Origin of the sequence: Cellvibrio sp. UBA7671 (genome assembly GCA_002483145.1) — a bacterium.
In the GTDB taxonomy this organism is placed as follows: Bacteria; Pseudomonadota; Gammaproteobacteria; order Pseudomonadales; family Cellvibrionaceae; genus Cellvibrio; species Cellvibrio fibrivorans.
In genome coordinates this window covers 791,025-815,770 of the sequence record DLHJ01000014.1, presented here as the reverse complement: position 1 = coordinate 815,770, position 24,746 = coordinate 791,025, and the positions used below count along the sequence as shown (strand labels likewise).

General features: G+C 46.0%; 23 protein-coding genes. 13 read left to right on the top strand and 10 right to left on the bottom strand.

Going from position 1 to position 24,746, the window contains the following annotated elements; all coding sequences use genetic code 11:
• Positions 1-193 precede the first annotated feature (193 nt).
• Positions 194-799, bottom strand: coding sequence for a DUF2214 domain-containing protein (locus B4E62_RS15515; protein ID WP_310069478.1), 606 nt, complete (start codon positions 797-799; stop codon positions 194-196).
• 1,348 nt (positions 800-2,147) lie between these two features.
• Between B4E62_RS15515 and B4E62_RS15510 the strand changes: the two genes are divergently transcribed.
• The 3 genes from B4E62_RS15510 (at position 2,148) to B4E62_RS15500 (ending at position 6,308) form a co-directional block, all read left to right on the top strand.
• Positions 2,148-4,286 (top strand): glycoside hydrolase family 6 protein, encoded by a 2,139-nt coding sequence (locus B4E62_RS15510; RefSeq protein ID WP_331352673.1) that lies wholly within the window; start codon positions 2,148-2,150, stop codon positions 4,284-4,286.
• 616 nt (positions 4,287-4,902) lie between these two features.
• Complete coding sequence (locus B4E62_RS15505) at positions 4,903-5,148, top strand: TIGR02647 family protein (protein WP_310069484.1); 246 nt, start codon at positions 4,903-4,905, stop codon at positions 5,146-5,148.
• 164 nt (positions 5,149-5,312) lie between these two features.
• On the top strand, positions 5,313-6,308 hold the full coding sequence (locus B4E62_RS15500; RefSeq protein WP_331352672.1) for a DUF4380 domain-containing protein: 996 nt from the start codon (positions 5,313-5,315) through the stop codon (positions 6,306-6,308).
• Positions 6,309-6,334: 26 nt separating this feature from the next.
• Here B4E62_RS15500 and B4E62_RS15495 read toward each other — a convergent pair whose 3' ends face one another.
• The 5 genes from B4E62_RS15495 to B4E62_RS15475 all read right to left on the bottom strand — a co-directional run bounded on the left by B4E62_RS15495 (position 6,335) and on the right by B4E62_RS15475 (position 12,369).
• Positions 6,335-6,772 carry a DUF2383 domain-containing protein gene (locus B4E62_RS15495; protein ID WP_310069490.1) on the bottom strand — a complete coding sequence of 146 codons (438 nt, stop codon included), beginning with the start codon at positions 6,770-6,772 and terminating at the stop codon, positions 6,335-6,337.
• A 31-nt stretch (positions 6,773-6,803) separates the two neighbouring features.
• Complete coding sequence (locus B4E62_RS15490; protein WP_331352671.1) at positions 6,804-7,721, bottom strand: lipid kinase; 918 nt, start codon at positions 7,719-7,721, stop codon at positions 6,804-6,806.
• A gap of 137 nt (positions 7,722-7,858) precedes the next feature.
• Positions 7,859-8,635 (bottom strand): phosphatase PAP2 family protein, encoded by a 777-nt coding sequence (locus B4E62_RS15485; protein ID WP_331352670.1) that lies wholly within the window; start codon positions 8,633-8,635, stop codon positions 7,859-7,861.
• A gap of 172 nt (positions 8,636-8,807) precedes the next feature.
• On the bottom strand, positions 8,808-10,838 hold the full coding sequence (gene pelA, locus B4E62_RS15480) for a pectate lyase (RefSeq protein ID WP_331352669.1): 2,031 nt from the start codon (positions 10,836-10,838) through the stop codon (positions 8,808-8,810).
• A gap of 70 nt (positions 10,839-10,908) precedes the next feature.
• On the bottom strand, positions 10,909-12,369 hold the full coding sequence (locus B4E62_RS15475) for a pectinesterase family protein (protein ID WP_331352668.1): 1,461 nt from the start codon (positions 12,367-12,369) through the stop codon (positions 10,909-10,911).
• Between the two features lie 767 nt (positions 12,370-13,136).
• Here B4E62_RS15475 and B4E62_RS15470 point away from each other — a divergent pair.
• Together B4E62_RS15470 and B4E62_RS15465 are read left to right on the top strand one after the other, a co-directional pair.
• Positions 13,137-15,062, top strand: a complete 1,926-nt coding sequence (locus tag B4E62_RS15470; protein ID WP_331352667.1) for a cellulase family glycosylhydrolase — start codon at positions 13,137-13,139, stop codon at positions 15,060-15,062.
• Between the two features lie 390 nt (positions 15,063-15,452).
• Positions 15,453-15,731: a hypothetical protein gene (locus B4E62_RS15465; protein ID WP_331352666.1), complete on the top strand. Its 279-nt coding sequence runs from the start codon at positions 15,453-15,455 to the stop codon at positions 15,729-15,731.
• An 18-nt stretch (positions 15,732-15,749) separates the two neighbouring features.
• Here B4E62_RS15465 and B4E62_RS15460 read toward each other — a convergent pair whose 3' ends face one another.
• A complete protein-coding gene (locus tag B4E62_RS15460; protein ID WP_331352665.1) occupies positions 15,750-15,929 on the bottom strand; it encodes a hypothetical protein in 180 nt (59 codons plus the stop codon).
• Between B4E62_RS15460 and B4E62_RS15455 the strand changes: the two genes are divergently transcribed.
• From B4E62_RS15455 to B4E62_RS15440, 4 genes are all read left to right on the top strand, one after another.
• Positions 15,928-16,443 carry a hypothetical protein gene (locus tag B4E62_RS15455; RefSeq protein WP_331352664.1) on the top strand — a complete coding sequence of 172 codons (516 nt, stop codon included), beginning with the start codon at positions 15,928-15,930 and terminating at the stop codon, positions 16,441-16,443. The two genes, B4E62_RS15460 and B4E62_RS15455, sit on opposite strands and share 2 nt — an antisense overlap.
• 141 nt (positions 16,444-16,584) lie before the next feature.
• Positions 16,585-17,058, top strand: coding sequence for a hypothetical protein (locus tag B4E62_RS15450; protein ID WP_331352663.1), 474 nt, complete (start codon positions 16,585-16,587; stop codon positions 17,056-17,058).
• Positions 17,042-17,296: a hypothetical protein gene (locus B4E62_RS15445; protein WP_331352662.1), complete on the top strand. Its 255-nt coding sequence runs from the start codon at positions 17,042-17,044 to the stop codon at positions 17,294-17,296. The genes B4E62_RS15450 and B4E62_RS15445 overlap by 17 nt, the downstream gene beginning before the upstream one ends.
• Positions 17,297-17,418: 122 nt before the next feature.
• Positions 17,419-17,925: a hypothetical protein gene (locus B4E62_RS15440; RefSeq protein WP_331352661.1), complete on the top strand. Its 507-nt coding sequence runs from the start codon at positions 17,419-17,421 to the stop codon at positions 17,923-17,925.
• Between the two features lie 87 nt (positions 17,926-18,012).
• On the opposite strand, the gene B4E62_RS15435 is transcribed toward B4E62_RS15440, so the two are convergent.
• Both B4E62_RS15435 and B4E62_RS15430 read right to left on the bottom strand, forming a co-directional pair.
• Positions 18,013-18,849, bottom strand: a complete 837-nt coding sequence (locus B4E62_RS15435; RefSeq protein WP_331352660.1) for an HDOD domain-containing protein — start codon at positions 18,847-18,849, stop codon at positions 18,013-18,015.
• 19 nt (positions 18,850-18,868) lie between these two features.
• Complete coding sequence (locus B4E62_RS15430) at positions 18,869-19,831, bottom strand: hypothetical protein (protein WP_310069513.1); 963 nt, start codon at positions 19,829-19,831, stop codon at positions 18,869-18,871.
• A gap of 128 nt (positions 19,832-19,959) precedes the next feature.
• Here B4E62_RS15430 and B4E62_RS15425 point away from each other — a divergent pair, with 128 nt between their 5' ends.
• The 3 genes from B4E62_RS15425 to B4E62_RS15415 all read left to right on the top strand — a co-directional run bounded on the left by B4E62_RS15425 (position 19,960) and on the right by B4E62_RS15415 (position 22,048).
• Complete coding sequence (locus tag B4E62_RS15425; protein ID WP_310069516.1) at positions 19,960-21,267, top strand: GGDEF domain-containing protein; 1,308 nt, start codon at positions 19,960-19,962, stop codon at positions 21,265-21,267.
• 93 nt (positions 21,268-21,360) lie between these two features.
• Entirely contained in the window at positions 21,361-21,573 is a 213-nt protein-coding gene (locus B4E62_RS15420) for a succinate dehydrogenase assembly factor 2 (protein WP_310071304.1), read from the top strand.
• Complete coding sequence (locus tag B4E62_RS15415; protein WP_310069518.1) at positions 21,542-22,048, top strand: protein YgfX; 507 nt, start codon at positions 21,542-21,544, stop codon at positions 22,046-22,048. The genes B4E62_RS15420 and B4E62_RS15415 overlap by 32 nt, the downstream gene beginning before the upstream one ends.
• A gap of 8 nt (positions 22,049-22,056) precedes the next feature.
• Here the strand turns inward: B4E62_RS15415 and nadB are convergent, their stop codons facing one another.
• On the bottom strand, positions 22,057-23,682 hold the full coding sequence (nadB, locus tag B4E62_RS15410) for an L-aspartate oxidase (protein ID WP_310069523.1): 1,626 nt from the start codon (positions 23,680-23,682) through the stop codon (positions 22,057-22,059).
• Between the two features lie 340 nt (positions 23,683-24,022).
• On the opposite strand from nadB, the gene rpoE reads away from it, so the two are divergent.
• Positions 24,023-24,610: an RNA polymerase sigma factor RpoE gene (gene rpoE / locus B4E62_RS15405; RefSeq protein ID WP_310069525.1), complete on the top strand. Its 588-nt coding sequence runs from the start codon at positions 24,023-24,025 to the stop codon at positions 24,608-24,610.
• Positions 24,611-24,746 lie beyond the last annotated feature (136 nt).

Below are 24,746 nucleotides of genomic sequence, written 5' to 3'. Positions count from 1 at the left end.
GCTACTCATAGTGTCTTCCTCGGAGTTAAATACCGGTTTGCACCGGTAACGGTCATCAACAATCGTTATTGTCAGAACGGGTAAAACAGGCGGAGCGGGTAAAACAAACGGTTAACAGTTATTGTCAGTTGTTGTTGCACAACAGCGTGTCATAACGACCGAAACCCGATACATAAAGTATCGGGTTACAGGATTAATCAAACTTGCGCGAGGCATTCAACCGAATTTGCTCGGTCAGCGTGGGTGGTTCGGGCTCGGCTCTGCGCATGGCGCGCAGCACTTCACCTGCGACGATAAAGGCGCCGACCAAGAGGCCGGAATAGATGAACATCACAAAGCTATAGTCCACTGTGTAATTCCAGGGGCGTGCAATACCGAGGTAGCAGGCAAATAGCCAGGACACAGAGGAGAGTGCGCCAGTCAGCGTCACCAAAATTTGTTCAAAGGTCGGTAGGCCAAGCAGGCCGCGGCGTGAGGTCACGCGTGGAAAACTGAAGTAGTGCAGTGCAACTCCATTGAGTGTTAGTACCGATACGACAGTGAATTTGGCCCATAGCTTCTCATTCATCAAATACTGCTGGGGGTTTTCAAGATAGCCGAGCAGCACCAGTGCCAGACCGGAAATCCACAATACGACCAGTGCAATAAACATAATTTCTGCGGATTTGGTGAGGTCTTTGATGGCAGTAGCCGAGAGGGGGCTACCTTTGGATTTAGCCAGGGCCAGGTCTTGAATAAGCAAAATGCCAATAGCTACACATGCAGCCAGGAGATGGGCATAAACAATCAAGGTCTTCATAGTCGTCCGCGCCTTTGTTGTTGTTTTGAGTCAGGTTGTTGTGGGTAAATTGTTATTTTTTGCTTGTTATGATTGCGCTAACAAATTGTCTATAAAATCCTGTGACGAAAAATTGATAATGAATTTTTGCGGTCAGAAAAGCTCTTTATAAACGCTCGCGCGCAAATTAATTACAGCTGGATGGTGAAGCAGAAAAGCGTGTAGTTCTTGCGAATACAGCACTTATTTCCCTCGTTCTTATCACGGTCTTTATAATTTTGGCGCCTTAATTGTCCGTTTGGCGCTATGTGTTTATAACTAAAAAACATCTTTCTAATAGGTGAATCTATTTTTATGTTTATTATTCCACGTTACAGCAAATTGACAGCGCGATCAATTCACAAAACAAAGAAAATTCATTTCATTTTTAATAAAGTCAATAATAAGCTCGCAAAAACAAATTTTTTATTCATAGGTGAAATTATCTTTGTTAAAAAGTGCTCTTGAGCGAGTGGATTCGGAAAAGAAGGTGCGATGAAAAAATGCAGCCTGATGTGCACCCTTTTGCTAGATCAGGTAAGTCATATAAATTTCGAGGATGAGCGCTTGCCATTTGCATTTTTTTACAATACCGTGTCAAAACTTGCTTTTAAGAACATTTTTCGAGCGGTATTGGTTCTCATTAGGAGCTAAAAAGCTTCTATAAACATCTAAAAATTATAAGAAAACAAATTCAACCTTGTGGGAAATGCGCGTTGTCGTGTGTAGGACCCACTAAATCAGGCAGTTGATGCAGACACTCCGGTAGTTCCCGTGATAGCAGTTTGTGTTAAGGGGGACTTATTGCGAGCGCAATATTTCTTTCGTCGACTACCGCAATCGCAAATATTGTCGCTTAAATGGTAGCGCTATCTTGAATGTATTATTTTTCTAGGGTACAAGTACACAATGAGAGATTATTCGCAGATAGCAGTGGAAAATAAAATCATAATAACTTCATTGTCTTCTCCAGTAATGACTCTTCCTGTGTAGTGTTTTTGTATAAATCCGTTAAAAAACTACAATAATTATTCAATTTCATTGTTTTACCAGCTTATTTTTTTGTTGGTATTGTTTCTGTCTTACACAACTAACGCATTTTTCTGTAGCGTCAAATTCCTAGTAATCGTCTTTTTAGATGATTGGTATGTTGCCTTTACCTACATAAAAATAAGGTTGCGCTAACAAATATATTGATGGATCGATAATGTCACAGGCATGTTCGTGACGGCCTTACCGGAATGTAGGGATAAATCAGCGTCAGCGGTATCAGGCGCGAAATAATAACGAAGCCTTATGGTCTTCCTCACTGGACTCCAGGAGAACTTGAATGACAACTCCCCTAAGAAAAACTTACGGCTTGGCTGCATTGCTGAGCGTTGGACTGGCTGCCGTCAGCCAGGGTGCTGCAGCCGGTTGCACGTATAAAATTACTAACGAGTGGAACACCGGGCTTACCGGCGAAATCATAGTTACTAATAGCAGCACAACCGCTGTAAATGGCTGGACTGTGGGTTGGCAATATGCGACCAACCGTGTCACCAGCTCATGGAACGTACGCCTAAGCGGCACCAATCCCTACAGCGCATCGGACATGGGTTGGAATGGTAGTTTGCCGCCAGGCCAGAGCGTCAGTTTTGGTTTTCAGGTTGATAAACGTGGCGGTGCTGCTGAGATCCCAAGTGTGACAGGCAGTATTTGTTCTGGCACAGTGACCAGCTCATCTGCACCATCCAGCATACCAACGACCAGTTCTTCGCGCAGTTCAACACCGATCCTTAGTAGCTCAAGCTCAAGTGTGATTAACAACGGCGGACAACAATGTAATTGGTACGGCACTTTGTATCCACTGTGTGTCAACACCCAAAGTGGTTGGGGTTGGGAAAACAACAAGAGCTGTATTTCTCGCTCTACTTGCATCAACGTAGTGGGCGGGTCTTCCAGCATTGCGCCCAGTTCGAGCTCTCGCTCGTCTGTGATTCCAAGCAGCTCATCTGTTGCGACTACCAGTTCTGTCGCGCCAAGTTCGCGTTCATCGGTTGCTCCTAGTAGCTCGTCCGTCGCTACCACTAGCTCAATAGCACCGAGTTCACGTTCATCAGTGGCTCCGAGCAGCTCCAGCGTCACTACCACATCCAGCTCGGTTCCGAGCACAAGCTCTTCTATCGCACCTAGCTCACGTTCAAGTTCGTCCGTATCGAGTGTGACACCAGGCGTGCGCTTGGATAACCCATTCGTGGATGCACGTTGGTATGTAGACCCAATCTGGTCAGCCAAAGCACAAGCTGAGACTAACGGTTCGAAGATCGCCGGATACAGCACCGCTGTATGGATGGATCGTATCGGCGCTATTGCTCCGACCGATGGCAGCTACGGCTTGCGTGATCACCTTGATGCCGCATTGGCGCAAAACGCTAATGTGATTAAAGTTGTGGTTTATGACCTACCAAACCGTGACTGTCATGCACTGGCATCAAATGGTGAGTTAAAGCAAACTCCAGAAGGGAGCGCACGCTACCGTACTGAGTATGTTGATGTAATTGCAGGGATTTTCTCTGATCCTAAATACGCTTCACTGCGCATTATTGCGATTATTGAGCCGGACTCATTGCCAAACCTGGTTACTAACTTGAGCACACCAGCATGTCAGGAAGCAACCGACCCAACTCATGGTTACGTGGCTAATACCCGTTACACCTTGAGCAAGCTGTACCCCATCACTAACGTATACAGCTATGTGGACATTGGACACTCAGGCTGGTTGGGTTGGACTGATAACTTTGGCAAGGCTGTAACCTTGATTGGCAATGCGATTAAAGGTGCAACTGGTGGTGTAAATTCAATTGCTGGTTTTGTTTCTAACACCTCAGGCTATACACCGCTGTACGAACCCTTCCTGGATTCATTGGCAAATGGTTCATTCGGTACTGGTGGTGGCACTCAAACCCGTCAAGCGAAATTTTACGAGTGGAACCCGCATTTCAGCGAAGTTTCCTTTGTGCAAGCCTGGCGTACCGCGATGATTGCAGCTGGTTTCCCTTCAACTATTGGTATGTTGGTAGACACATCACGTAACGGTTGGGGTGGTCCAAACCGTCCAACCGCCGTATCTACCAGCACTGTACTTGATACCTTCATCGACCAATCGCGTATTGATCGTCGTGCGCACCGTGGTAATTGGTGTAACCAAGCTGGTGGGGTAGGCGAGCGTCCGCAAACTGCACCAGTTGCAGGTATTGATGCTTATGTGTGGGTGAAACCGCCAGGTGAATCTGATGGTGCTGCGTCCAAGGAGTTATCCTTTGATCCACAAGATCCAGCTAAAGGTTTTGACCGCAATTGCGATCCAACCTACACCAATGCTGCTGGCACCACCACTGGCTCCATGGCTAATGCTCCGGTAGCGGGGCGCTGGTTCAAAGAAGGCTTCCAGGTGCTGATCAATAATGCTTACCCACCGCTGAATTAATCGGTGCTAAGTAAATGAGTGAGAGTGAGCATGGACAGGCATTTGGAGAGATGCCCCGGTTAAGGACGACTTTTTCCCACAATGGATTCGGGCGGGCGGAGCGGTTTTACTACAGCTCCCGCCGCTTGCCAGACTCCAATAGCTATCCCTGAAAAACCGTGAACTTCCCGACCCTCCATACGGTGGGTCGGCTTTTTGTTAATTCGCACCCCCAGCATTTTCCAAAAATTATTTTTGCTGCGTTATTTGTCAAAAGTGAATCAACAAAAATAATTTCAACAGGGTTCGCCGGATTCATGAAAGCGAACCGCCCATAACAATACATGTCTTTCACTACATAAGTATTGCCAGTGGGCTGACGAGTGATAGAGTCTTGGTTAAAAAATCCCGCATACACTTGCGGGATTTTTTTTGCCTGCATGGTGATCAAAATTCACAATGACCGAATTGAATAGTCGATTTTTATATGAAATCACCGCTTTTTCAGCGAAATATTTGGCGATACGCAAGGGCTATGCTATTTATAACTGACTCATTCAGGGTAAATGAAATCCACTTTTACTGATTTGCAGACCAGAAACCAATAAGCAAGTTTCAATAATAACGGAGAATGACCATGCCAATATCGCCCGAATTAGTTGCCGAAATGCAAGTGTTGCGTATGTTTGATACCAGTACCAGTCAGTCAGGATTAAAGGTTCACTCGGATGCTTCTGCTGATATTATCGCTGCGACCCGCCGTCTTTTTGAAAAACAATTAACAACCCAGGTGGATGGCGGTTACTTAACCCCTTTAGGATATGAGTCCTCGGTACACCTGCAACAATTGTTGCAAATACTGAACTCCAAGCCTTTGCTGTGATTTTCCGTTTGTTGACCCAAAAACAATAGTTCTATAAATCTATTTGGTGCATACAACATCCAGCGTAGATGTTGTTGCATGCTGCAAAAAACATACAAAAAATACCTAGTGAGAGATCAATTATGCCCGCACCCCATATCTTTTTGGTAAGGATTTTTTTGCTTATGTTTTTTTCTTCTGCATTATCTGCGCAGGCAGAAGTGACGCGAATTCCGCTTAGCAATAGCTCTGTCGCTATTGAAATTACTCCTGATATCGGCGGGCGAATTTTATCAGCGAGCCTTCTCGATCAGCCCAATTTTTTACTTGTTGGCGCGGCGGTGGTTAGCGATCCAAATCCTGTGGTGACACCTGAATCCTACAATATAGGTTATTTGGGGCATGAAACCTGGGTGGGCCCGCAGAGCCAATGGTGGGTGCATCAACTGCTTAATCCCCAGCGTGCTGCTGCAAAAGCGGTGTGGCCGCCTGATCCCTTTTTAATTCTTGCTAAAAATACGCTGCAAGAAAAAAACGCGCAGCGCGTCATTATGCAAAGCCCTAATAGTCCTATATCGGGTGTCGCGCTGCAAAAAACATTTTCCCTTGTAGATGGTAAACAAAATCAAATTCGGCTGGATGTGAATGCACAAAACATTCGCGATTCAAACGTAGCTTGGGATATTTGGTTTAATACTCGCGTACCACACACAACGAATGTGTATGTGCCTATTACAAGCATGCAAGATGTGCGCATCCAACACTTTACTGATGCGACTTATGGGTCACTTGAATACACTTTCAGCGAGGGATTTTTTGCGTTGGAAAATTTTTCACCCAGCACACACGAAGGGCGTAAAGGCAAGGTTTTCATCCAGCCTGCGCAGGGTTGGATGGCTGCATTTCGCGGTGAACAATTGTTAATTATCCAGTTTGCTCTGCAACCAAAAAGTGCGATTCATCCTGAGCAAGGGCAAATTGAACTTTACCAGGAGTTTTTAACCCAAAGACCGGATGAAGGGTTGTTGGAGCTTGAAGTGCATGCACCTTACAAAACCCTCAAACCACATGAATCTATGTCCGCGACTGAAGTCTGGACGCTTTTGCCGTATAAGAATGAACAAACACCTGCAGCGCAGCGCGCCTTTTTACGTGAGCTTTTAGAACAGTCGATTTTGTGACTTTCAATATCGAAGCACCGACAAGTTTAAACAGCTTTGGTAAGCGTATTAATTGCATCTTCAATATGGCTCGTTAAGTCATTCAATAATCCAGTACAAGACTGATTCGGCTCAGTTTTGCGTGCTGCATTAACTAACGCCAGAATATGTTCTTCAGTCTTAATGCGCTGCGCTAAGGCTTCGTTTGTATAATCAGATGAGAGTGCAGCACTTAAATGATGTAGCATCATTTCACCTGCTTCTTTATCCGGGTCGGGAACTGAGGGTAAATCCCCAAGCTCTCTTATTGCAGATGCCAAACGGTTTAAAAATAATTTCCTGCTATTGGCAATGTCCAAAAAGTGTTTTGCAATCTCTGATTGTCCAACCAGTTCAGCGGCATCATGATAGTGATCAATGCTTTCGCGGCAAGCTACAAATAACTCATTTAGGGCAACTTCGGTATCCGAAAGTAAACGAAACATTCTGTGCTCCTTGGCAAACTTGAGCTGTGGTTTAAGTAGGTATTGGTCTAATCACTTCCAACGCCTGTGGGATCACTTCGAATATTGCTGGCGTTTTAGTGACGGGTTCTCCATCTGCATGAATTTCTTTAGGGTGTTTTGTTTTGATTTCAATACGTTTACCTGAAATGGTAAATGTTTTTTTCATCTGGCTGTGTTTGCCGTACCGCAACAACGGAGCTTGTGTTAATAACTCCCACAAGGTTGAGGGTGGGAGGCTATACAAGCAGAGTAATCCATCATCAATTTCAGACTTTTCATCAATCACATTTCCACCACCGTAATAACGGCCATTACCGATTGCGAGTTGGATGGAGCGCATCTGATGTGACTCACCATTTGCAGTTATCGTAACGCGAAATGATTGATTATTTTTAAACGCTGCAAAGGCTGCTTTCAAATAACTCAAAACGCCCCATTTCTTTTTAACTTCTGGTGTTAATTCATGCGTGACAGTAACGCCTAGCCCGATGTGCGCGGCATTTAAAAAATAATGCCCATTAATAACCCCCAAATTAATCTTGCTGCGGTAATTATTGAGGATGGTTTGGAATGCATCAGGTAGGTTACTGGAAATTCCCAGCGAGCGCGCCAAATCATTTGCAGTGCCCAAAGGTAATATGGCGAATGGCAACTTATGTTTGTAGAGTGCTTCCGCTGCTGAACTGACAGTGCCATCACCTCCACCGAGAATCACCAATTGTATTTGGTTGCAATGATCCTGAATTAACTGTGCAGTTTCTTTGGCACTACCAGAGTTTTTTTGAATGATAGTAATGTCTGCACTTTTGAGCAGCTGCAGGCCTTCCTGCATATCAGCAGTGCCTCCGTTGCGGCTATTAGCATTCAGGATTAACAAGGCAGTATTGATAATCGTCACCTTCACATATTCCTCTCTTGTATCATCCATTCACTAATCTGTTCGTTTTTACATGATCCTTGTATTTTTTTCCGTTAGTTGGCACACCTCCGATAGCTATAAATATTCATTTTTTGGATTACGGATACGGTGTTACTGCTGGGATAGTGGCTTACTAAATGTCAGTATTAGCAATATTTGCAGTGTTTATTTCCCCCGTCATTTGCTTGCAACCAACGAGCCAATAACCAGCAGCACACTGCCCAGCCGGCACCTGCGGCCCAGCCTGCGAGCACATCAGTAGGCCAGTGCACTCCCAGATATACCCTGCTTATTCCCACCAGCAAGGTGATGGTGATGCATATCATTAAAATATAGGCTTTGATGATTTTGCGACGCTGTAATTGCGCCAGAAGGGCACCGAGCGTGAGATAGGTACTTGCCGCCAGCATGGAATGGCCACTGGGAAAGCTGGCGGTGTAGACATGGCTGCCGTGCGGAACCAGATCGGGGCGGTCGCGATCAATGGCTTTTTTTAGAAAATTGTTAGCTCCCAGTGCGCCAAGTGTTGCGATGAGGACTACTAGTATCATGCGCGGTTTTCGGTCTAGCAAAAGATAACCAACGACGGCGATAGTGAGCAGTATTAAAACGGCATTGCCACCAAGTGCCGTAAAGTCTCGCCCAATTTCTTCCGCCCAGCCCGGGCCGATAGGGTCGCTCACATCGGCGGCATTGCGCATACTGAGTAGCAGTGCGCGATCAAATTCATGCGGATGATTTTCTAGCGCGATCTCGGTCAGGGCGACAAATCCCCACAGCGATACCAAAACGAAGAATAGGGCAATTAAAACGGCGAATTCGCGATTGCCAATCCACAGCATGAATTTTATTAATGGGTTCTGGTGCGAGATCACACCCAAAAACTTCTTATCGAGTTGGGGTTGTCGATGATGTTTGTCCATAATGTTTCTCGCGGAAGTAATAATTTTTCGGTCTGTTACATATGTCTCGCCGAGTAGAGTATCGTTTTTGAGTGTAATCAGGCAAAAAAAATGCCAGAAAACTTTCTGGCATTTTTCTGCATACCTACGGATGTTCCTTAGCAGGTTGCTACTTTAATGATCAATATATTTTTTATAGATATCCCACCTTTTGCGCGAATGGAATAATCGAATTCCCGTAAGACCCGCCCCAGCTATAACCTGTGCGGCGCTCTTCCGACATTTGGGTAATATCATAGAATTTGCTGCCGTCGCGATCGCTGAAAAATCCGCGGTTGGTATTTAAATCGTAAAAGCGATACCACATTTTGCTGCCTGCTTTTTTAACGATAGGGTTTGTCGCCGCCAGCGATGAATCATAGGTGTAGCCATCAAGATAAGTATTGGGGCTATTGAACCAGGCAACGCCCGCCCTTACTGCTTTTTCAATTTCAGCAGTTTGTGGTTGGGTCATCAGGAATGCAAGCACGCCCACTGATTCACTACCACTGAGTGATTCCAATTCATAGGCGCGTGCTTTTTTCGGCAGATAATCCGTCGCACCATGTTGAGCGCACCACACAGTTAATACCCCATTTTGTTTCCATTGGGCTTTGAGAATATACGCAGTGCCTTTGCTTACAGCAGTTTTAAATTTTGCACGATCTGTATCATTAAATACATCCGTATCAAAAGGCGCGCGTTTGTTTGCAGCAAAATCCAACACGGTGAGAGCGTAAGCCATGCCGTTATCGTTAAAGGTTGCATGGTCTGCATAGCCGCCTTTTAACGGATAAAATTGCGGCAATGCACCGGTGCTGTATTGTGAACTGACCAAAAAGTTAGCGGCTCTACGCACTGCATCGCGGTACTTGGTGTTGCTGCCAGTTTTGTAAATTTCAGCTAGATATACCATTTCGGTAATGGTTGCGCCGTTATCGATAGTACCGCTGTCGCTGCCGCCGCTACCGGCGCTCACGCTGTTGTAATCCAGATTTTTTGGCCAACCGCCGTTGGTTTGTTGATAAGAGAGAACAATATCGGCTCTGCTTGCATTCCACTTGGTTCGTGATTTTGTCAACCAGCTTGCAGCAGGATTACCGTCGAGTGTCAGCAAAGTTCCCGTGTTTGATAGAGAACTACTGGATGAACTTGAGCTGGACTTAGCGACTGAAGAAACCGACGAAGAACTGCTGCTTGCAACATTGCTACACGCACCAGCTTTGGTTTGTGCGCCTTCAATTTTTAATGAATCGATATTGGCCAAACCATCCGCAGTGAGTGATGATAACTGCACATTATTATTACCTTGCACCAAATCAATTTCGATGCTCGCGGTTTGCCAAGTGGTCCAGCTGCCGGTTGCAGGTAATTGCACAGTGTAATTGCCGTTGCTACCGCCGTTAATTAACAGTGAGCCATTTCTGTTTGTTGTTCCACCGTTAGCAAAACGGAAGGTTAGTGTGTGACGGCTGCTGGTGGTTGCATCAACGGCCCATACAATTGCAGAACCCTGCGCGTTGTTGCTATTGGTATAACCATTGCCGGTATAACCAGTATTGGTATTTTCGGTGGCGATACCATCGACACGGCAGAATCCGGCTTGTTCTTCTTGAATAGTGAATGATGATGTTGTGGGCAGGCTTGAGCTGCTGTTCGATTTCGGAACACTGGATGTTGCAGCAGAGCTTGATGATTTTGAACTGCTAGTTACGCTCGCTTTACTTGAGCTAACAGCGCGTGAGCTTGCGATACTGGAGCTCACAACACTCGTGCTCGTTTTACTGCTAGCTATTGATGATGTAGTTGCACCACACAAACTGCCACTCACTTTAGGTGCGCCCGCTGTGCCGTTTGCTTGAAAACCAAAACTAGCCGATGCCTTAGGTGCAAGCGTTGCGTTCCAACCCAATGCACTTGCAGTGTAGGGATTTGCTCCACTCAGCGTCGCATTCCACGCATTGGTTACACTCACGCCAGATTCTTGCCAGGATACTGACCACCCATTCACGGTGGAGGTAGTGTCGTTGGTGACGGTAATTTCTCCGGTAAAGCCTGAGCCCCAATTGTTGGTGACTTTGTAGGTGCATGCGGCCCAGGTGGGTGATGCTATTACATAAGCCAATGCGCTTATCGCAAACGATGTCTTTGCGTATTTAGTAAAAATTATTGATGAACTTTTCATAATGTCCTCAGAATAGTTATTCATTTTTAAGTAGTGGTTAAAACGTCTTTTCTATTTATTGAAACAGGTTTTATTTACTGTAACTGGGTGTCCATGCACCAAAAATATTGCTGATGGTATAAGTCGCTGCTTGTGCTGCGGTTAATTGTTTGGATTGCGGTGCGCGTGCCGATGTATTTGCACCTGCACCAGTGGTTAAGTATTCAGAAAAGCGCGCAGTATCGAGTGTGTTTTCACTCATCTTCACCCAGCCGACCGCAGAGATGTGTTGACCCAGTTCGGTACGGATATAGGTAGCCGCACCGTAAGGTCTCCAATTGCGACCCAGTGCAACAGAGCCTTTGGCCACACTCGAGGTTGCAGTCACTTTTCCGCCCAGAAAAACCAAACCATGAGGAACAGTTTGCTCGGTGCTCGGTGCAGTTAATGCTGAACCGCCGCCAACGCTGTGAATCGTGTTGTTATCAAACACTGCTGTCGCTGCACCAAAAATAAAATCGACAGTGCCTTGGATGTGGCAGTTGCGGTAATACTGCGTGCCGCTGTGGGTATAGAGCGTGTCCTGATTGCCGAGCAAACGGCAATTGCGGAACTGTAAGCGTTGACCTTGGGCTAATAAAGCAACTGCCTGCGAACCAACACCGAATGAGTTTTCGATGGTGATATTTTCCATGGAGACATCGTTGGCTTTGAGCGTGACGCTCGCGCTGCCGGATGTGCCAATCGCAGTGCCGTCGGCTTTTAATGTGCTGGCGCCATCGTTGTAGGTAAGAATCGTCGATGTTGTTTTTCCTGTTTCACCACAAAAAGTTACAAACGGTTTTGTGATCAATAATTTCTCGCGATAAGTACCCGGCTTGATGCGAATTTGTGTCGGCGTGGTGTTGGAATTGGACAAAGTATTTAACGCGGCTTGCACTGTTTTGTATTGGCCGGAGCCATCTGCAGCGACGCGTAAGATTGGTTGGTTGGTAATGCTGTTGCAATCGGCAGTGGTGGGTGTAGTAGGGCAGGCTGCTGGTGTTATGCCGTCGCCGGTCACGCTGATATTATCGATATTCGCCAAGCCATTCGCCGTTGTTGCAACGAGTTTAATGCTGTTGGTTCCCGCGTTGAGTGGGACATCTACATTAACGGTCTGCCACTGCGCCCAATTGCTATTGGATGGGAAATCCAGCGTTTTAACCTGGTTACCATTTACCAGAAAGTTTGCACGTCTTGCCCCTGTGCCACCGTTGCTGAAGCGAATTTTTGCTGCGTAGGTTTTTGTGCTGGCAGCGCTGATGCTCCAGGTGATGGATGCGCCAATCACATTTTCTGTATCGATAAAACCTGTACCTGTGTAGCCGGCATGTTTGGTGTCGATCACGCCAGAGTTGCCACAAAATCCCACTGCACTTTCTTCAAAAATCCAACTGCTTTCTGCCGCCCAAGCCTGGGGTGCCAGCGCCAATATTACACCGGCAGCTATCAGCGAATGTGTACAGGATTTAACGAGCTGCAATTGCGATTTGCAAAAAAGTTTTTTCATTTTTAGTTCCCGCTAGTTATGTTTTTTTGACGTAGAGATGCACGTTCCCCAACTGTTGAAAAACTGGGGAAGTGATGCGACCAAATACCGGATCCTGAGGATCACAACGGTAGGTATTGAGAGAAATGATTGGGTTTTATCAGCGGCGTCTGTACTGGGAGCAGTGACGTGGACGCTAAAATGTAAACGCCAATTTTTTTGCCGAATGCTTGCTTTATTATCAGTAGCTTTGCGATCAAGCCTTTAAATAGTCTATGTGACTATGTTTGTTAGTTTAATGCCGCTTTATTAAGTATGAAAGATAATTAACATATAAAATGATGGATTTTGGCGTGATTTTACGTTTTTTGTGCTGCAGTTTTACGTTTTTCGACAAGCGTATTTTGCTATTTTCATTAGCGATTTTTCCTTCCTCATGAGTTGTAATTCTCACCAAAAAATAACTTGCCTGCTGTGGGGGCATGCATCCAGAGTCGCTTTTTATCCAGTAAATAATAAAGCATTATATTTTTATATATGAACATAGTTCCATTTGTGAATTGCATCGCATAATCAATTTTGTGTCATCAAAAGCATCTGTAGGTCTGGCTTTTCAAGTCTTATTTATCGCATTAGTGATTAGTATGTAGTCCTCTTGACTATTTTGGTCACAAGCTCTTTCTCGATATTTCCCCCTCGAAGATGTTGTATAGCGACCGCTGTAACTAGTCCAAGGCAGATCCTCTTTTCGCTCTGATAACTCACAATAACGATAGGAGAAATACTTTATGAATATGTCGCGGCTCAAAAAAATGGCAACGGCTGTGCTACTAAGCGCAGGCCTATTCGCATCGCATGGTTCACTCGCGTTAAGTTCCATCGCGCCAATCGCCAACTGTAAATATGTAGTGAATAACTCATGGGGAAGTGGTGCAACGGCGAGTATCGAAATTACCAATATAAGATCAACGGTAATCAATGGTTGGAGCGTGAATTGGAATTATGTCAATAACCGCGTTACCGGTAGTTGGAATGCCGCTGTTACTGGCAGCAATCCTTACACTGCTACCAATTTGAGTTGGAATGCTAGCATCCAGCCAAGCCAAACCATTTCAATCGGTGTGCAAGTTAATGGTAACGGCTCAATTGAAGCACCCACTGTGTATGGTTCCATTTGCACCAATAGTTACAGCACTTCGTCTGTAACAACCAGCAGATCCAGCTCTTCTTCGACTGCTCCTTCAAGCCGTTCATCGTCATCAAGTCTTATACCTTCGTCCGTTAGCAGCAGCTCATCGACATCAGCTTGTACCGGTGTTCAGCAGTGCAACTGGTACGGCACGCTCTATCCGTTGTGTGTGAATACCCAGAGCGGTTGGGGATATGAGAACAATAAAAGCTGTATTTCACGCGCAACCTGTACCAGCCAGCCTTCACCTTTCGGTGTAACAGGCGGGGCTTGTGTTCCATCAAGTTCATCTATTTCTTCGCTGAGCTCGTCAAGTATTCGTTCCAGTATTTCTTCCAGTCGCTCCTCTTTAAGCTGCCCCCAAGGTAATAGCTGGCCCGATTGCCCTTACACTACCTGGAGCGATGCATACTGCGCGCAAGTTGGCCCGACTCTCTGCCCGAGAAGTTCATCCAGCGCCAGTTCGCGCTCGTCGAGTTCAGTAAGCTCAGGTGGCATTACCAGTGTTGAGCTGACAAAACGCATGGGAATAGGTTGGAACGTTGGTAACTCGCTTGATGCAATCGGCGGTGAAACCAATTGGGGCAACCCACTAATTACTCAGCAATTAATTAATTCCGTTAAAGCTGCAGGTTTTAAAACCATTCGCTTGCCTGTTGCCTGGAGTAAATTCTCGGACGAATCCAATTTTGTCATTCAAAGTGCATGGATGGATCGCGTTGAACAAGTAGTGAATTACGCACTGAATGCCGATATGTACGTCGTCATGAATATCCACTGGGATGGCGGTTGGATGCAGCCAACTAATGCGCAACAAACTTACGTCAATAATCGTTTGAAAATTATGTGGACACAAATCGCCACCCGTTTCGGCAATTACGATGATCGCCTGTTATTTGCAGGTACCAATGAAGTGATGGTGGACGGTGATTACGGTACGCCAACTGCCGAATACTACACAGTGCAAAATAGCTTTAACCAAACCTTCGTAACTGCGGTACGTGCAACCGGTGGAAAAAATGCGACGCGTCATTTGGTCGTGCAGGGCTTCAATACCAATATCGATCACACCGTAAATTTTGCAAAAATCCCAACCGATACCGTAAGCAATCGTTTGATGATGGAAGTGCATTATTACGATCCTTACAACTTCACACTGAACACCAGCAGCAATATCACCCAGTGGGGCTCAATCGCCACTAACCCAAGTGCCACTGAAACCTGGGCGAACGAGTCATACACCGATGCGCAATTCCAAAAAATGAAAGTGAATTTTGTGGATAAAGGCATCGGCGTAATCCTCGGCGAATACGGCGTGGTATCGCGCACGAATATTGCGGATCACGAAACCTATCGCAACTACTGGAATGAGTACATCACCAAATCGGCGTACACGCGCGGATTGGTCCCGGTGTATTGGGATAACGGCTTCGGCGGCAACGGCGGCATGGCGCTGTTCGACCGCGCATCTGGAGCGCAGCTATACCCAAATCTGATTCAGGCGATTGTGAAGGCGGATGACTGATCGGGAAATTTTTTAATTGTATTAATGCAATAACTTCAAGGCGGCCAAAAGGCCGCCTTTTTTTGTGTCGTTGATCCTGCCTATCATTTATCTATCAATAATCTGCTCGTAATATCCCGTAATTCCTGCCGTTCATAAACCGTAATAGTCTTTACTAGGTGGATAAAAGTAGGGAGCTTTGTCTAAATTATCATTGTGAGCTAATGTTCGCCGTATAACTCCAGATTTATTAAACCGTGTATTTCCAACTTTATTTGCATTTATCGTAAAGGTGTTGTTATATCGGTCTGTTTTTAAGAGGACACTATTAATGTGCCCGTGGATATGCGGTTTGGGCAGTGGAATAAACTGTTAGGTTGAAATCTCGAAACAAATACTTTTGAGCCCATTATGGATCGCAACAAGGAAATTATAGCGCTGAGTCAAATAGCCCAATCGTTAATTGATCAGCTATATAGTCAAAATCCCCATGACGAAACTTTTGATCAAGGTGGAATAATTTGTGGGCAAGAAACAGTGGAAGGCTACATTCATCACAATGAACAAAATCTTGCTATAGAGCATCTTTTATACATAATTTATGAGTCGAAAATCAGCTTTCCTACAGGGAAGCTAGAGTTGCTCCATCAAATTGTAAAAGAGTGTGGTGTCACCACAAGGTATTATTAGGCTCAGCATTTTCAACGCTTATGAATAAGTGCTTTTAAACGGCAAACCTAACAAGCGGTTGCAACGCCGCTCCAGCGCTTCGCGCTTACGCTCGACAGTTTGTAAGCAGCGCATTTGGCGAATCGCTGCGCGAAGTTTATCGTAAATGCGCCGCTTACAAACTGCGGTTGAACCGAACGTTAGTTGAAGGAGAGTCATGCAATTACCAATAGAAATAATTACAGGCGTAGTTGCAGGTATTTTCACTGCAATTCTTATTTTTGGCGCAACCGAATTATGGAAAAAAACAATATCTCCTTGGTATACCGCCTTACGCTATCAGGGCGCTGACATATCCGGAAGTTGGCATGCAAAAATTAATGAAATTAAAGCGATTGAGCAAAATGGCGCTGAAACCGCGCAAAACCAAGTAATAGGTGTAAGCACGTTTTCGGTGCTTTTAAAGCAGAAAGCTCACTATGTAACTGGAACAATGCAGTTTTCGTATGACGGCGAGTCTAAAGAATTCAATATAGATTACGAAATTTCCGGTGAGTATTGGGAAGGCTATTTATGTCTATATTGCAAGTCAAGGAACAAAAGAGCATTTAGTCAAGCCTCTATGTTTATGAAGCTAATTAATAATGGCACAGGTTTATTAGGTTCATTTGCATTTAGAAATGCAATAACAGATCAAGTGCAAACTGTATGGCTCGGTATTGATCGCAACTAACAAGCGGTCAAACATGGTTCCGCTTCGGCCCACTGGACAGAATTTAAGTCGCGGCTTTGTGGTTTTGCTGCGCAAAAGTATTTCACAAAAATGCAACTTGCAGACTGCGGCTGAGCTTGGCTTTAGGCCTTAGGGAGCACGATGAGACTATCAATTTACATTCTGGCTTCAATAGCATTAATTTTATGTGTTTATTTCTCTTACACATCTAACATTATTGAAATGAAGGATATTGCAGCTAGCGCCTTAGCTCTCGTCGGCACCTTCTTTGGTGCAACTTTTGCTTTTCGATTAACCGAAAGGAAAGAGTATCTTCAGTTACACCAAAATCGTCGTGAATCACTTAACAAGGCAATATTTATTCTTATTCGTCAATTGAATGCAGTGCATCAGCTTAATCTAGAAATTGAAAAACATTCTGGCATCTATAAGAAAGCCTTTAATATGCAGGCGCTGGTTTCGCCTCCATATCAGGATCTGTATCACGATTTTGAGGGTTTGAGTTTTATCCTTGAGTCAGATAATCCAAGTCTTATATTTGAGTTAACTACGCAACAAGAGTGCTTTCACCAAACAATGTCATCCTTGAGTTTTAGGAATGAGTTTTTTTATTAAAGAAGTAATGCCTGCGATTGCAACTGCGGATTTAAATGGAAAAACCTTATCTCCTGAAGCAGTTCAGGGAATACTGGGTGACCGAATATACTATGGAGCTATACAAGGCATCGAAGGCGCAGAAACCATGATCACTTTAAGCAATCAAAGCTTGCCCTTAATGCTAAAAGCTATTATTGAATTTGCCAAAGTCAAATACCCAAAATATAAATTTCTTAAATACGAAATGCCAGCCTAAAAAGCAATCAAATGGATTTTTAAGTTGCATTTTTTTAATTCCGCATCTCTCCATTTTATGGAAAAGTGCAACTTAAAAACCACCGTTTATCGCGTTAGGCTCACCATAGCGAAGTAATTACCATGGAAAAAAGAGATTTACTTTTACACTATGACGAGGACTTACAAAAAATTGTTTTTTATACAGTCTCTTCTCACGAAATGCTTGAAGTTAGGGCTAAAGAATTTGATGGCGCGTTCATAGATCTTGCAGAATTAAAAGAGTCAAGCCCTGAAGTAGCAGAGTCAAAATTTGGCAGCATGGCACTTTCTTTAATTGACCACTTCTCATTAGTTAAGACAGGAATCCGTGACTATGTAGGCCTTGCACTTGAAGCGCATGCTGAATACGTTGCAAGTATTGAAGCTGGAACCTCAGCCGGAAATCACGAGAGTGAATATTCATTGTTTATTGAGTATCATGCCCGAGCAATGCAAGAATATAGTACTGAGTATCTTGAAAAAGCTGAGAGCTTTTTAATTTCTTCTTCTGCCGGTGGTTATGAGCAAGCAACGGAAATGCTAAATTCTAGTTGGGCATTGATGAAATCAGCAGTATTAAGAAGAATTGAACGAGCTAAAAAAGCCTAACAAGCGACTGTGGTAAAAAATACATTTATACATTTCGACTGTTCAATTCTACCCACCCATCAATTTTCAGTTGCCATCGCCATCACCCTAAAGCAACAGCGACATAGCCGCTTCCATTTCTGCGCTCAAATCTTCTGATTCAGCAATCTGCATTTCCGGGTCGAGGCCTAAACGTTCGAAGGCTTTTACTTGGGAGCAATCTATTTTTGCCATGGGTGAGTCGGTGCCAAGGTAGCTTTGCAACATGGCGACGGTGACTATATCGCCGTAATCGGCTTTGGGGCTTTGACGGGCAAAGTTGATGTGTTGCGTGGGGATGTGCGCGAGTTCTTCGGGGAAGCCCCAAGTTTTTAAAATAAGGTCGCCAATCGGGCCGTGTAACTCCTCGATGACGGCGTCGAGGGTGAAGCTGTCTTTGAGAAGTGCGGGGTGGTCTTCGGCGTAGGTGAGAATGGGTAGTACACCGATTTTGTGGATGAGACCGGCGAGAGTTGCCTGGTCTGGGCGCAGGCGGGTGTAGTGTTTGCACAATACATGGCTGATGCCGGCGACTTCGCTGGAGCGACTCCAAACTTCGCGCATGCGCATATCGACAAGGTCAGAGGTAGCTTGGAACATTTGTTCCATAGCGAGGCCAGTAGCGATATTGCAGGTGTATTGGATACCGAGGCGCATTAGCGCGGTTCGTAGATCTTCTATGGCGCGGCTGGCGCGCAAGAGCGGGCTGTTGGCTACGCGGATAATGCGGGCGCTGAGTGCTGCGTCGCCACTGATGACCTGATTTAGTTTATCGATGTCAGCATCCGGATCGTCGGCGACTTCCCGTACTTTTAATGCGACTTCGGGCAGAGTGGGGAGAACGAGTTGGTCATTGTTGATCGCGGTGATAATTTCGGTGCGAACTTTTTCAGCAATGGGGTTCATTAGTGATCCTATTACAGCGCTATTCGGTGGTTTCATCTGCTGTAGGTATAGCATAGGGAAGTGGTAGCTGTTTTAAAATTTCCGTGCTGGTTTCCAGAGTTACCTGATCCAATTGCTCATCCAGCAATGAGGCTAGAATTTCGATCTGGTTGCTGGATGTAAATGCAGCAGTGACCAAGTGCCCGCAGGCATTGCGGGTTGTTGCGTTTACCAGCGCGGTGCCGGGTGCGGGGAGTTGATTGCCGCTAAGTTTAAAGCGGTACATATGCCGTTTTAATTTGCCGCGATAATGCAGGCGCGCCACAATTTCTTGACCGGTGTAGCAGCCTTTGCGGAAGTTAATACCGTTGATCAATTGGTAATTGATTTCCTGTGGGGTAAACAGCTCGATGGTTTCGGGATAAATATCGGCAACACCTGCTCGAATATTCAGCAGCTCCCAATCATTCAGGTCTCCGTTAACCGTGAGGTTAGCGAGTTGCTGTTCAAATGCAGCTGCATCGGCAGACTTTATCCAGCATTCAAAACGATCCTGCGCTAGTTGAATCAGGAAGTTACCGTCTTTTTCTGCCCAGCCATCATTATCGGTGGGCAGTGTAGTAAAAATGGTTTTGGCGGTGTGTTGTGCGCTATCACCATGGATTCCATACAAATGGTAGCCGCTGTCATCGTGCAATTTTGCTTTGGAGAAGACGATATATTTACCGAGCGAGCTCTTGGCTTTGTTCAGCATGGACGCGGGTATGCGCAGGGCGATGGTCTCTGCATCCAGTTGCAGGGCGCGGAAGCTGAGCAGTATTCGCCCTTTGGGATTGCATTGCGCGCCTGTGCGCGTGACGGGTGCACTTAGCTCGCGCAAGTCACAAGTGACCTGGCCTTGGAGAAACTTACTGGCATCCGGCCCTTTGACCAGAAGCAGTCGGGTTTGATGAAGTTTTACCAGTCGTGTTGTCTGGTTGGTTGTGGGTTTATCTTGGGTCATAACTACCAATACCGCTACTGTAGGAGAATCTTGGTGTTGCTATAAAAGTGGCAAAATTGAATTGCATCATACCGTGTTTTGACGATCTGCTCATTGGCAGTTATTCCGATCTGGACTATATATAGCCAATGCAGAATTCCAGACTTCGCCAAAGTGGTTTCTATAAACTTTTCCTCTGCTGCCTGATTACTGTGGCAGTGATGTATGCCTATGAGTTGTTGCCAGCGAAAAAAATGCTGGTCGTTCCTTCCGCCAATATTCCCCATTACATCTATGCCGATATGAATTCGGCAGGAGAGCCTATGGTGTATTGGACCGATTTTGACGGCCTCGCCTGGGAGTGCAATATCGAGAATGATGGCAAAGCCCATGGCTGTGGGTTTAATGTTTATCTCGGTGGAGGGCAAGGCTCCGAGGGAATCAATTTGAGCAGCTATAAAACAATCAATATTGATTTGGATTATGTTGGCAATGATCAGCGCCTGCGATTTTATCTGCGCAATTATGAACCCGGATTTTCTGATATCAACGATATGCAGACATCCAAGTTTAATAATGTACATGTGCCGATCAACTACGTTGATGAGAGTTTGGTGCTGAGTTTATCGGAGTTCTCAGTGGCTGAATGGTGGGTCACCCAATACAAGGCACCGCGTGAACATTCATTGCCACGTTTTGACCATGTTATTGCATTTGGAATTGATGTCAGCTATCCCGGTCCGGTTGGGAAGCACGGTTTTAAGCTCAACAAGCTCGAGTTTGTTGGCGAATGGGTGTCGCGTGAGGATTGGTATTTGGGGATATTGGTATTTTGGTTAAGTGCCATTATGTTCGGGGGTGGTATCAGTCTGGCGAAGCTCACTAAAGAAATTCGCCTTGAACATCAGCGCCTTGAGCGGTTGGCAAATCAAAATTCACTGCTCGCGCAGGAGACAGACAAATATAAAAAGCTGTCGATGGTTGACCCACTAACCGGCTTGTTGAATCGTCAGGGGCTTTCTGAATATATCGAACAATATTTTCCAATGGATAGCGCACGCCTGGTGTCTATGGTGATAGTGGATATTGATCATTTTAAAAAAATTAATGATTCATTAGGGCACGATGGTGGCGATTTGGTGCTCAAGCGAGTGACAGAATTAATAAAATCCCATACGCGCCAAAGTGATCAAGTGGCCCGCTGGGGAGGTGAAGAATTCGTGCTGGTATTGCCTGATACGCATTCGGAGGGCGCATTTGCTATCGCAGAAAAAATGCGCGCCTTAATCGCAGCTGCCAACTTTGACCAATTCCCGCAATTGCACGTGACCATTAGCTTGGGTGTAGGCACCAGCGACGGTAAAATCCCCTTTCATCAATTATTCCGAAGCGTGGATACTGCACTCTATCAAGCCAAAGCGCAGGGGCGGAACAGGGTGATCAAAGCAAGCGTTTAGTCAGTGGCTCGTTTATAATGCCGTACATCTCGCGTGATCAATATAGGTAGTGATGTGGATATTAATCGTTTGTTTTGGGGTAGCCGGCGCGGAATGCTGGAACTGGATTTGGTGTTGATGCCTTTTCTGGAAAATGTCTACCCGACATTGGAGCAGGCGGACAAAGAACGTTACTGGTTATTATTGGAAGAGCAGGATCAGGATTTATTTGCCTGGTTTATGCGCAGGACTGATCCTGCTAACCCTGAGCTACAACGGATTGTGGATATTATTCGTGCAAACACCGGCCTTCAAAAAAGCAGTTGATACTGACGTTATAACTGCTGACTCATCTGTTCTGAAACCGCTGCCCATGCTGGCAGCGGTTTATATCAATCACTCCCGCTTTGGTGTCCTGCTTTATCGCTGCAGCTATGCTGTGTTTGCGTTGAGCCTGCTGCTGGTGTTTTATCCTTTTATCAGTGAGCAACCGCTGTGGTTGTTTGGGTTAACGCTGTGTTGGGGTGGGGTGTGGTTGGTGTATCGTCGGGAAAGTAGGCGTTGCGTTACAGGGGCGCTCAGCTACTCCGGTGATCATTGGTTGCTTGAGCAAGATGGCAGCACCTACCAGTTGACGCTGGCAGGCGACGTGCTGTGTTGGCCTTGGCTGATTATTTTGCCCTTACGTGAAATAGCGAGCGGTAAAATCCGGTGGATATTGATTTTTGGTGATGCATTAAACAAAGATGATAATGCCCGCTTGCGCCGTTGGTTGCGCGCGTGTTTAACACCCAAGGCATAATTCCGGTTTTAGATTTCCTTACTCACAATCACATCCTGCCCGGCAAAATTTGTCGGCACCAGAATGGTATCGCGTGCGATTGGCGACTTCTCCGGATAATCGGGCGAGAAGTGCAGGCCGCGGCTTTCTTTGCGCTCATGTGCTGAGCGAATAATTAACTCGGCAACAATCGCCAAATTGCGCAGTTCGATCAAATCGCTGCTGATTTTGTAGTTGCTGTAATACTCGGCGATTTCTTTTTGCAACAATTTGATACGGTGGGTCGCGCGCTCCAGGCGTTTATGTGTACGTACAATGCCCACGTAATCCCACATGAAACGGCGTAACTCGTCCCAGTTGTGCGAAATCACAACGTCTTCATCAGAGTCTCTTACGCGCGATTCGTCCCACTGCGCCGACAATTCGGGCGTATGGATATTGTTGAGTTTCGCCAAAATATGCTCCGCTGCCGATTGCGCGTAAACGATACATTCGAGTAACGAGTTACTCGCCATGCGGTTGGCGCCGTGCAATCCGGTAAACGAGGTTTCGCCGATAGCATAAAGATGCTGCAAATCGGTTTGCCCATTTTTATCCACGACAACACCGCCACAGGTGTAATGTGCTGCGGGTACAACTGGAATGGCTTCTTTTGTTATATCGATTCCAAACTCCAAACAGCGTGCTTTTACTGTAGGGAAGTGCTCGCTGATAAACTCTTCGGATTTATGGCTGATATCCAGATACACACAATCGCAACCGAGACGTTTAATTTCATGATCGATGGCGCGGGCAACTATATCGCGCGGTGCCAATTCTTCGCGTTCATCAAAGCGCGGCATAAAACGTTCGCCACTCGGCAAGCGCAAATAAGCCCCTTCGCCACGCAGGGCTTCCGTAATCAAAAAGTTTTTCGCGCGCGGGTGATATAAACAGGTGGGGTGGAATTGGTTGAATTCCATATTGGCCACACGGCAACCGGCTCGCCATGCCATGGCGATACCATCACCACTGGCGCTGTCAGGGTTGCTGCTGTAAAGGTACACCTTGCTCGCACCACCCGTAGCCAGTACCACGACTTTCGCTTGGAACACATGGACTGCATCGTGCTTGCTGTCCAACACATAAGCGCCCGTGCAGCGCAGCTTGCGTGAGTCCGCATCTGCCTGGGAAATTAAGTTCACCGCGACATGGTGTTCAAAAATATCGATATTGGTCTGCTGCTGGACTTGTTCAATCAGTGTTGAATGTACCGCTTGGCCGGTGGCATCGGCGCTGTGGATGATGCGTCTATGGCTGTGGCCACCTTCTTTGGTGAGGTGATAATCGCCATTGCTATTTTCTTTGGTAAAGTTGACGCCTTGGGCGATAAGCCATTGGATCGCATCTTTACTGCGCTCGACAGTGAACCGCACCGCGTCTTCATGGCAGAGTCCGGCGCCGGCAATCAACGTATCCGCAACATGGGCATCAATAGAGTCTTGGTCATCCAATACAGCGGCTATACCGCCCTGTGCAAACCAGGTAGAGCCTTGGTTGATTTCATTTTTACTAAGCACGGCAACTCGCGCCTGTTGGGCTAGACTTAGCGCCAGAGTGAGGCCAGCTGCGCCTGAGCCAATAACCAGAACGTCGTATTGATAGTGTTTTTTCATGCAAATAGAACCCGGTTCGTACGAGGGGCGCCGTGAGATAAGACGGCGACAATGGGCGCAGTATATCAAGCCCGTGTTGGTTTATACGAAGTAAACAGCCATAAGGGTAATAACCCCGTATAATCGCCCCTGAACTTTTCAGGCATGGTTTTGTCTATGAGCCGGCCAGCTTTAATAGGCTTGTTTTGTATAAGACCAGCATCCGTATCTCGGTATAGAGATCGGGTAGCAGGCTAAAAGTTGGTTTAGTGAGGTTAGATTCGCATGAGTCTACTGGCTCTGGAATACTGACGCAGATTTGCCGTGCAACCGTTAGGTTGAGGCGCTTGGGGGTTAAAGAATGACAGCGCAACTAGCGCCTGATGTTGATCAGCAACTGGTCGAGCGAGTTCAAAAAGGCGATAAACGCGCGTTTGATTTGCTAGTGATTAAGTACCAACACAAAGTGTTGGCAGTGATTAGCCGTTTTATTCGCGATCACGCCGAAGCTCAGGATGTGGCTCAAGAAGCATTTATTAAAGCGTATCGCGCGCTGCCCAATTTTCGTGGAGACAGTGCGTTTTATACCTGGATTTACCGCATCGCCATCAATACGGCTAAGAACCACATAGTAGCTCGCAACCGTCGTCCACCGACCAGCGATGTGGAGATCGAAGATGCCGAATTCTTCGATGGTAATGATGGCATGCATGAATTAAATACGCCTGAGCACAATATCCTGTGCGACGAGTTACAGGATACGATTGCGCAAGCATTTCAGGATCTGCCCGATGATCTGCGCACCGCAGTGACTTTGCGCGAGATTGATGGCTTGAGTTATGAAGAGATCGCCGAGGTGATGGAATGCCCGGTTGGCACCGTGCGTTCGCGTATTTTCCGCGCTCGCGAGGCGATTGATAAACGTATCAAACCGTTGATTGAGGATTAGTGTGGCTGAGCGACCGGGTTGGTCGCGGAGAAATTGCAACCCTCTTGAAAAACTTGCACAATTTTTTGTAATTTCATGAACCAATTGGCTAGCGTCTAGTCATACAAAGCAGTTGGGCCAGAACGGTTAAGTATTC

What these genes read in the sequence shown, in the direction of transcription:
- B4E62_RS15515 (WP_310069478.1), bottom strand. Translation starts at nt 799, where the DNA reads ATGAAGACCTTGATTGTTTATGCCCATCTCCTGGCTGCATGTGTAGCT.
- B4E62_RS15510 (WP_331352673.1), top strand. Translation starts at nt 2,148, where the DNA reads ATGACAACTCCCCTAAGAAAAACTTACGGCTTGGCTGCATTGCTGAGC.
- B4E62_RS15505 (WP_310069484.1), top strand. Translation starts at nt 4,903, where the DNA reads ATGCCAATATCGCCCGAATTAGTTGCCGAAATGCAAGTGTTGCGTATG.
- B4E62_RS15500 (WP_331352672.1), top strand. Translation starts at nt 5,313, where the DNA reads ATGTTTTTTTCTTCTGCATTATCTGCGCAGGCAGAAGTGACGCGAATT.
- B4E62_RS15495 (WP_310069490.1), bottom strand. Translation starts at nt 6,772, where the DNA reads ATGTTTCGTTTACTTTCGGATACCGAAGTTGCCCTAAATGAGTTATTT.
- B4E62_RS15490 (WP_331352671.1), bottom strand. Translation starts at nt 7,721, where the DNA reads ATGGATGATACAAGAGAGGAATATGTGAAGGTGACGATTATCAATACT.
- B4E62_RS15485 (WP_331352670.1), bottom strand. Translation starts at nt 8,635, where the DNA reads ATGGACAAACATCATCGACAACCCCAACTCGATAAGAAGTTTTTGGGT.
- pelA (WP_331352669.1), bottom strand. Translation starts at nt 10,838, where the DNA reads ATGAAAAGTTCATCAATAATTTTTACTAAATACGCAAAGACATCGTTT.
- B4E62_RS15475 (WP_331352668.1), bottom strand. Translation starts at nt 12,369, where the DNA reads ATGAAAAAACTTTTTTGCAAATCGCAATTGCAGCTCGTTAAATCCTGT.
- B4E62_RS15470 (WP_331352667.1), top strand. Translation starts at nt 13,137, where the DNA reads ATGAATATGTCGCGGCTCAAAAAAATGGCAACGGCTGTGCTACTAAGC.
- B4E62_RS15465 (WP_331352666.1), top strand. Translation starts at nt 15,453, where the DNA reads ATGGATCGCAACAAGGAAATTATAGCGCTGAGTCAAATAGCCCAATCG.
- B4E62_RS15455 (WP_331352664.1), top strand. Translation starts at nt 15,928, where the DNA reads ATGCAATTACCAATAGAAATAATTACAGGCGTAGTTGCAGGTATTTTC.
- B4E62_RS15460 (WP_331352665.1), bottom strand. Translation starts at nt 15,929, where the DNA reads ATGACTCTCCTTCAACTAACGTTCGGTTCAACCGCAGTTTGTAAGCGG.
- B4E62_RS15450 (WP_331352663.1), top strand. Translation starts at nt 16,585, where the DNA reads ATGAGACTATCAATTTACATTCTGGCTTCAATAGCATTAATTTTATGT.
- B4E62_RS15445 (WP_331352662.1), top strand. Translation starts at nt 17,042, where the DNA reads ATGAGTTTTTTTATTAAAGAAGTAATGCCTGCGATTGCAACTGCGGAT.
- B4E62_RS15440 (WP_331352661.1), top strand. Translation starts at nt 17,419, where the DNA reads ATGGAAAAAAGAGATTTACTTTTACACTATGACGAGGACTTACAAAAA.
- B4E62_RS15435 (WP_331352660.1), bottom strand. Translation starts at nt 18,849, where the DNA reads ATGAACCCCATTGCTGAAAAAGTTCGCACCGAAATTATCACCGCGATC.
- B4E62_RS15430 (WP_310069513.1), bottom strand. Translation starts at nt 19,831, where the DNA reads ATGACCCAAGATAAACCCACAACCAACCAGACAACACGACTGGTAAAA.
- B4E62_RS15425 (WP_310069516.1), top strand. Translation starts at nt 19,960, where the DNA reads ATGCAGAATTCCAGACTTCGCCAAAGTGGTTTCTATAAACTTTTCCTC.
- B4E62_RS15420 (WP_310071304.1), top strand. Translation starts at nt 21,361, where the DNA reads ATGCTGGAACTGGATTTGGTGTTGATGCCTTTTCTGGAAAATGTCTAC.
- nadB (WP_310069523.1), bottom strand. Translation starts at nt 23,682, where the DNA reads ATGAAAAAACACTATCAATACGACGTTCTGGTTATTGGCTCAGGCGCA.
- rpoE (WP_310069525.1), top strand. Translation starts at nt 24,023, where the DNA reads ATGACAGCGCAACTAGCGCCTGATGTTGATCAGCAACTGGTCGAGCGA.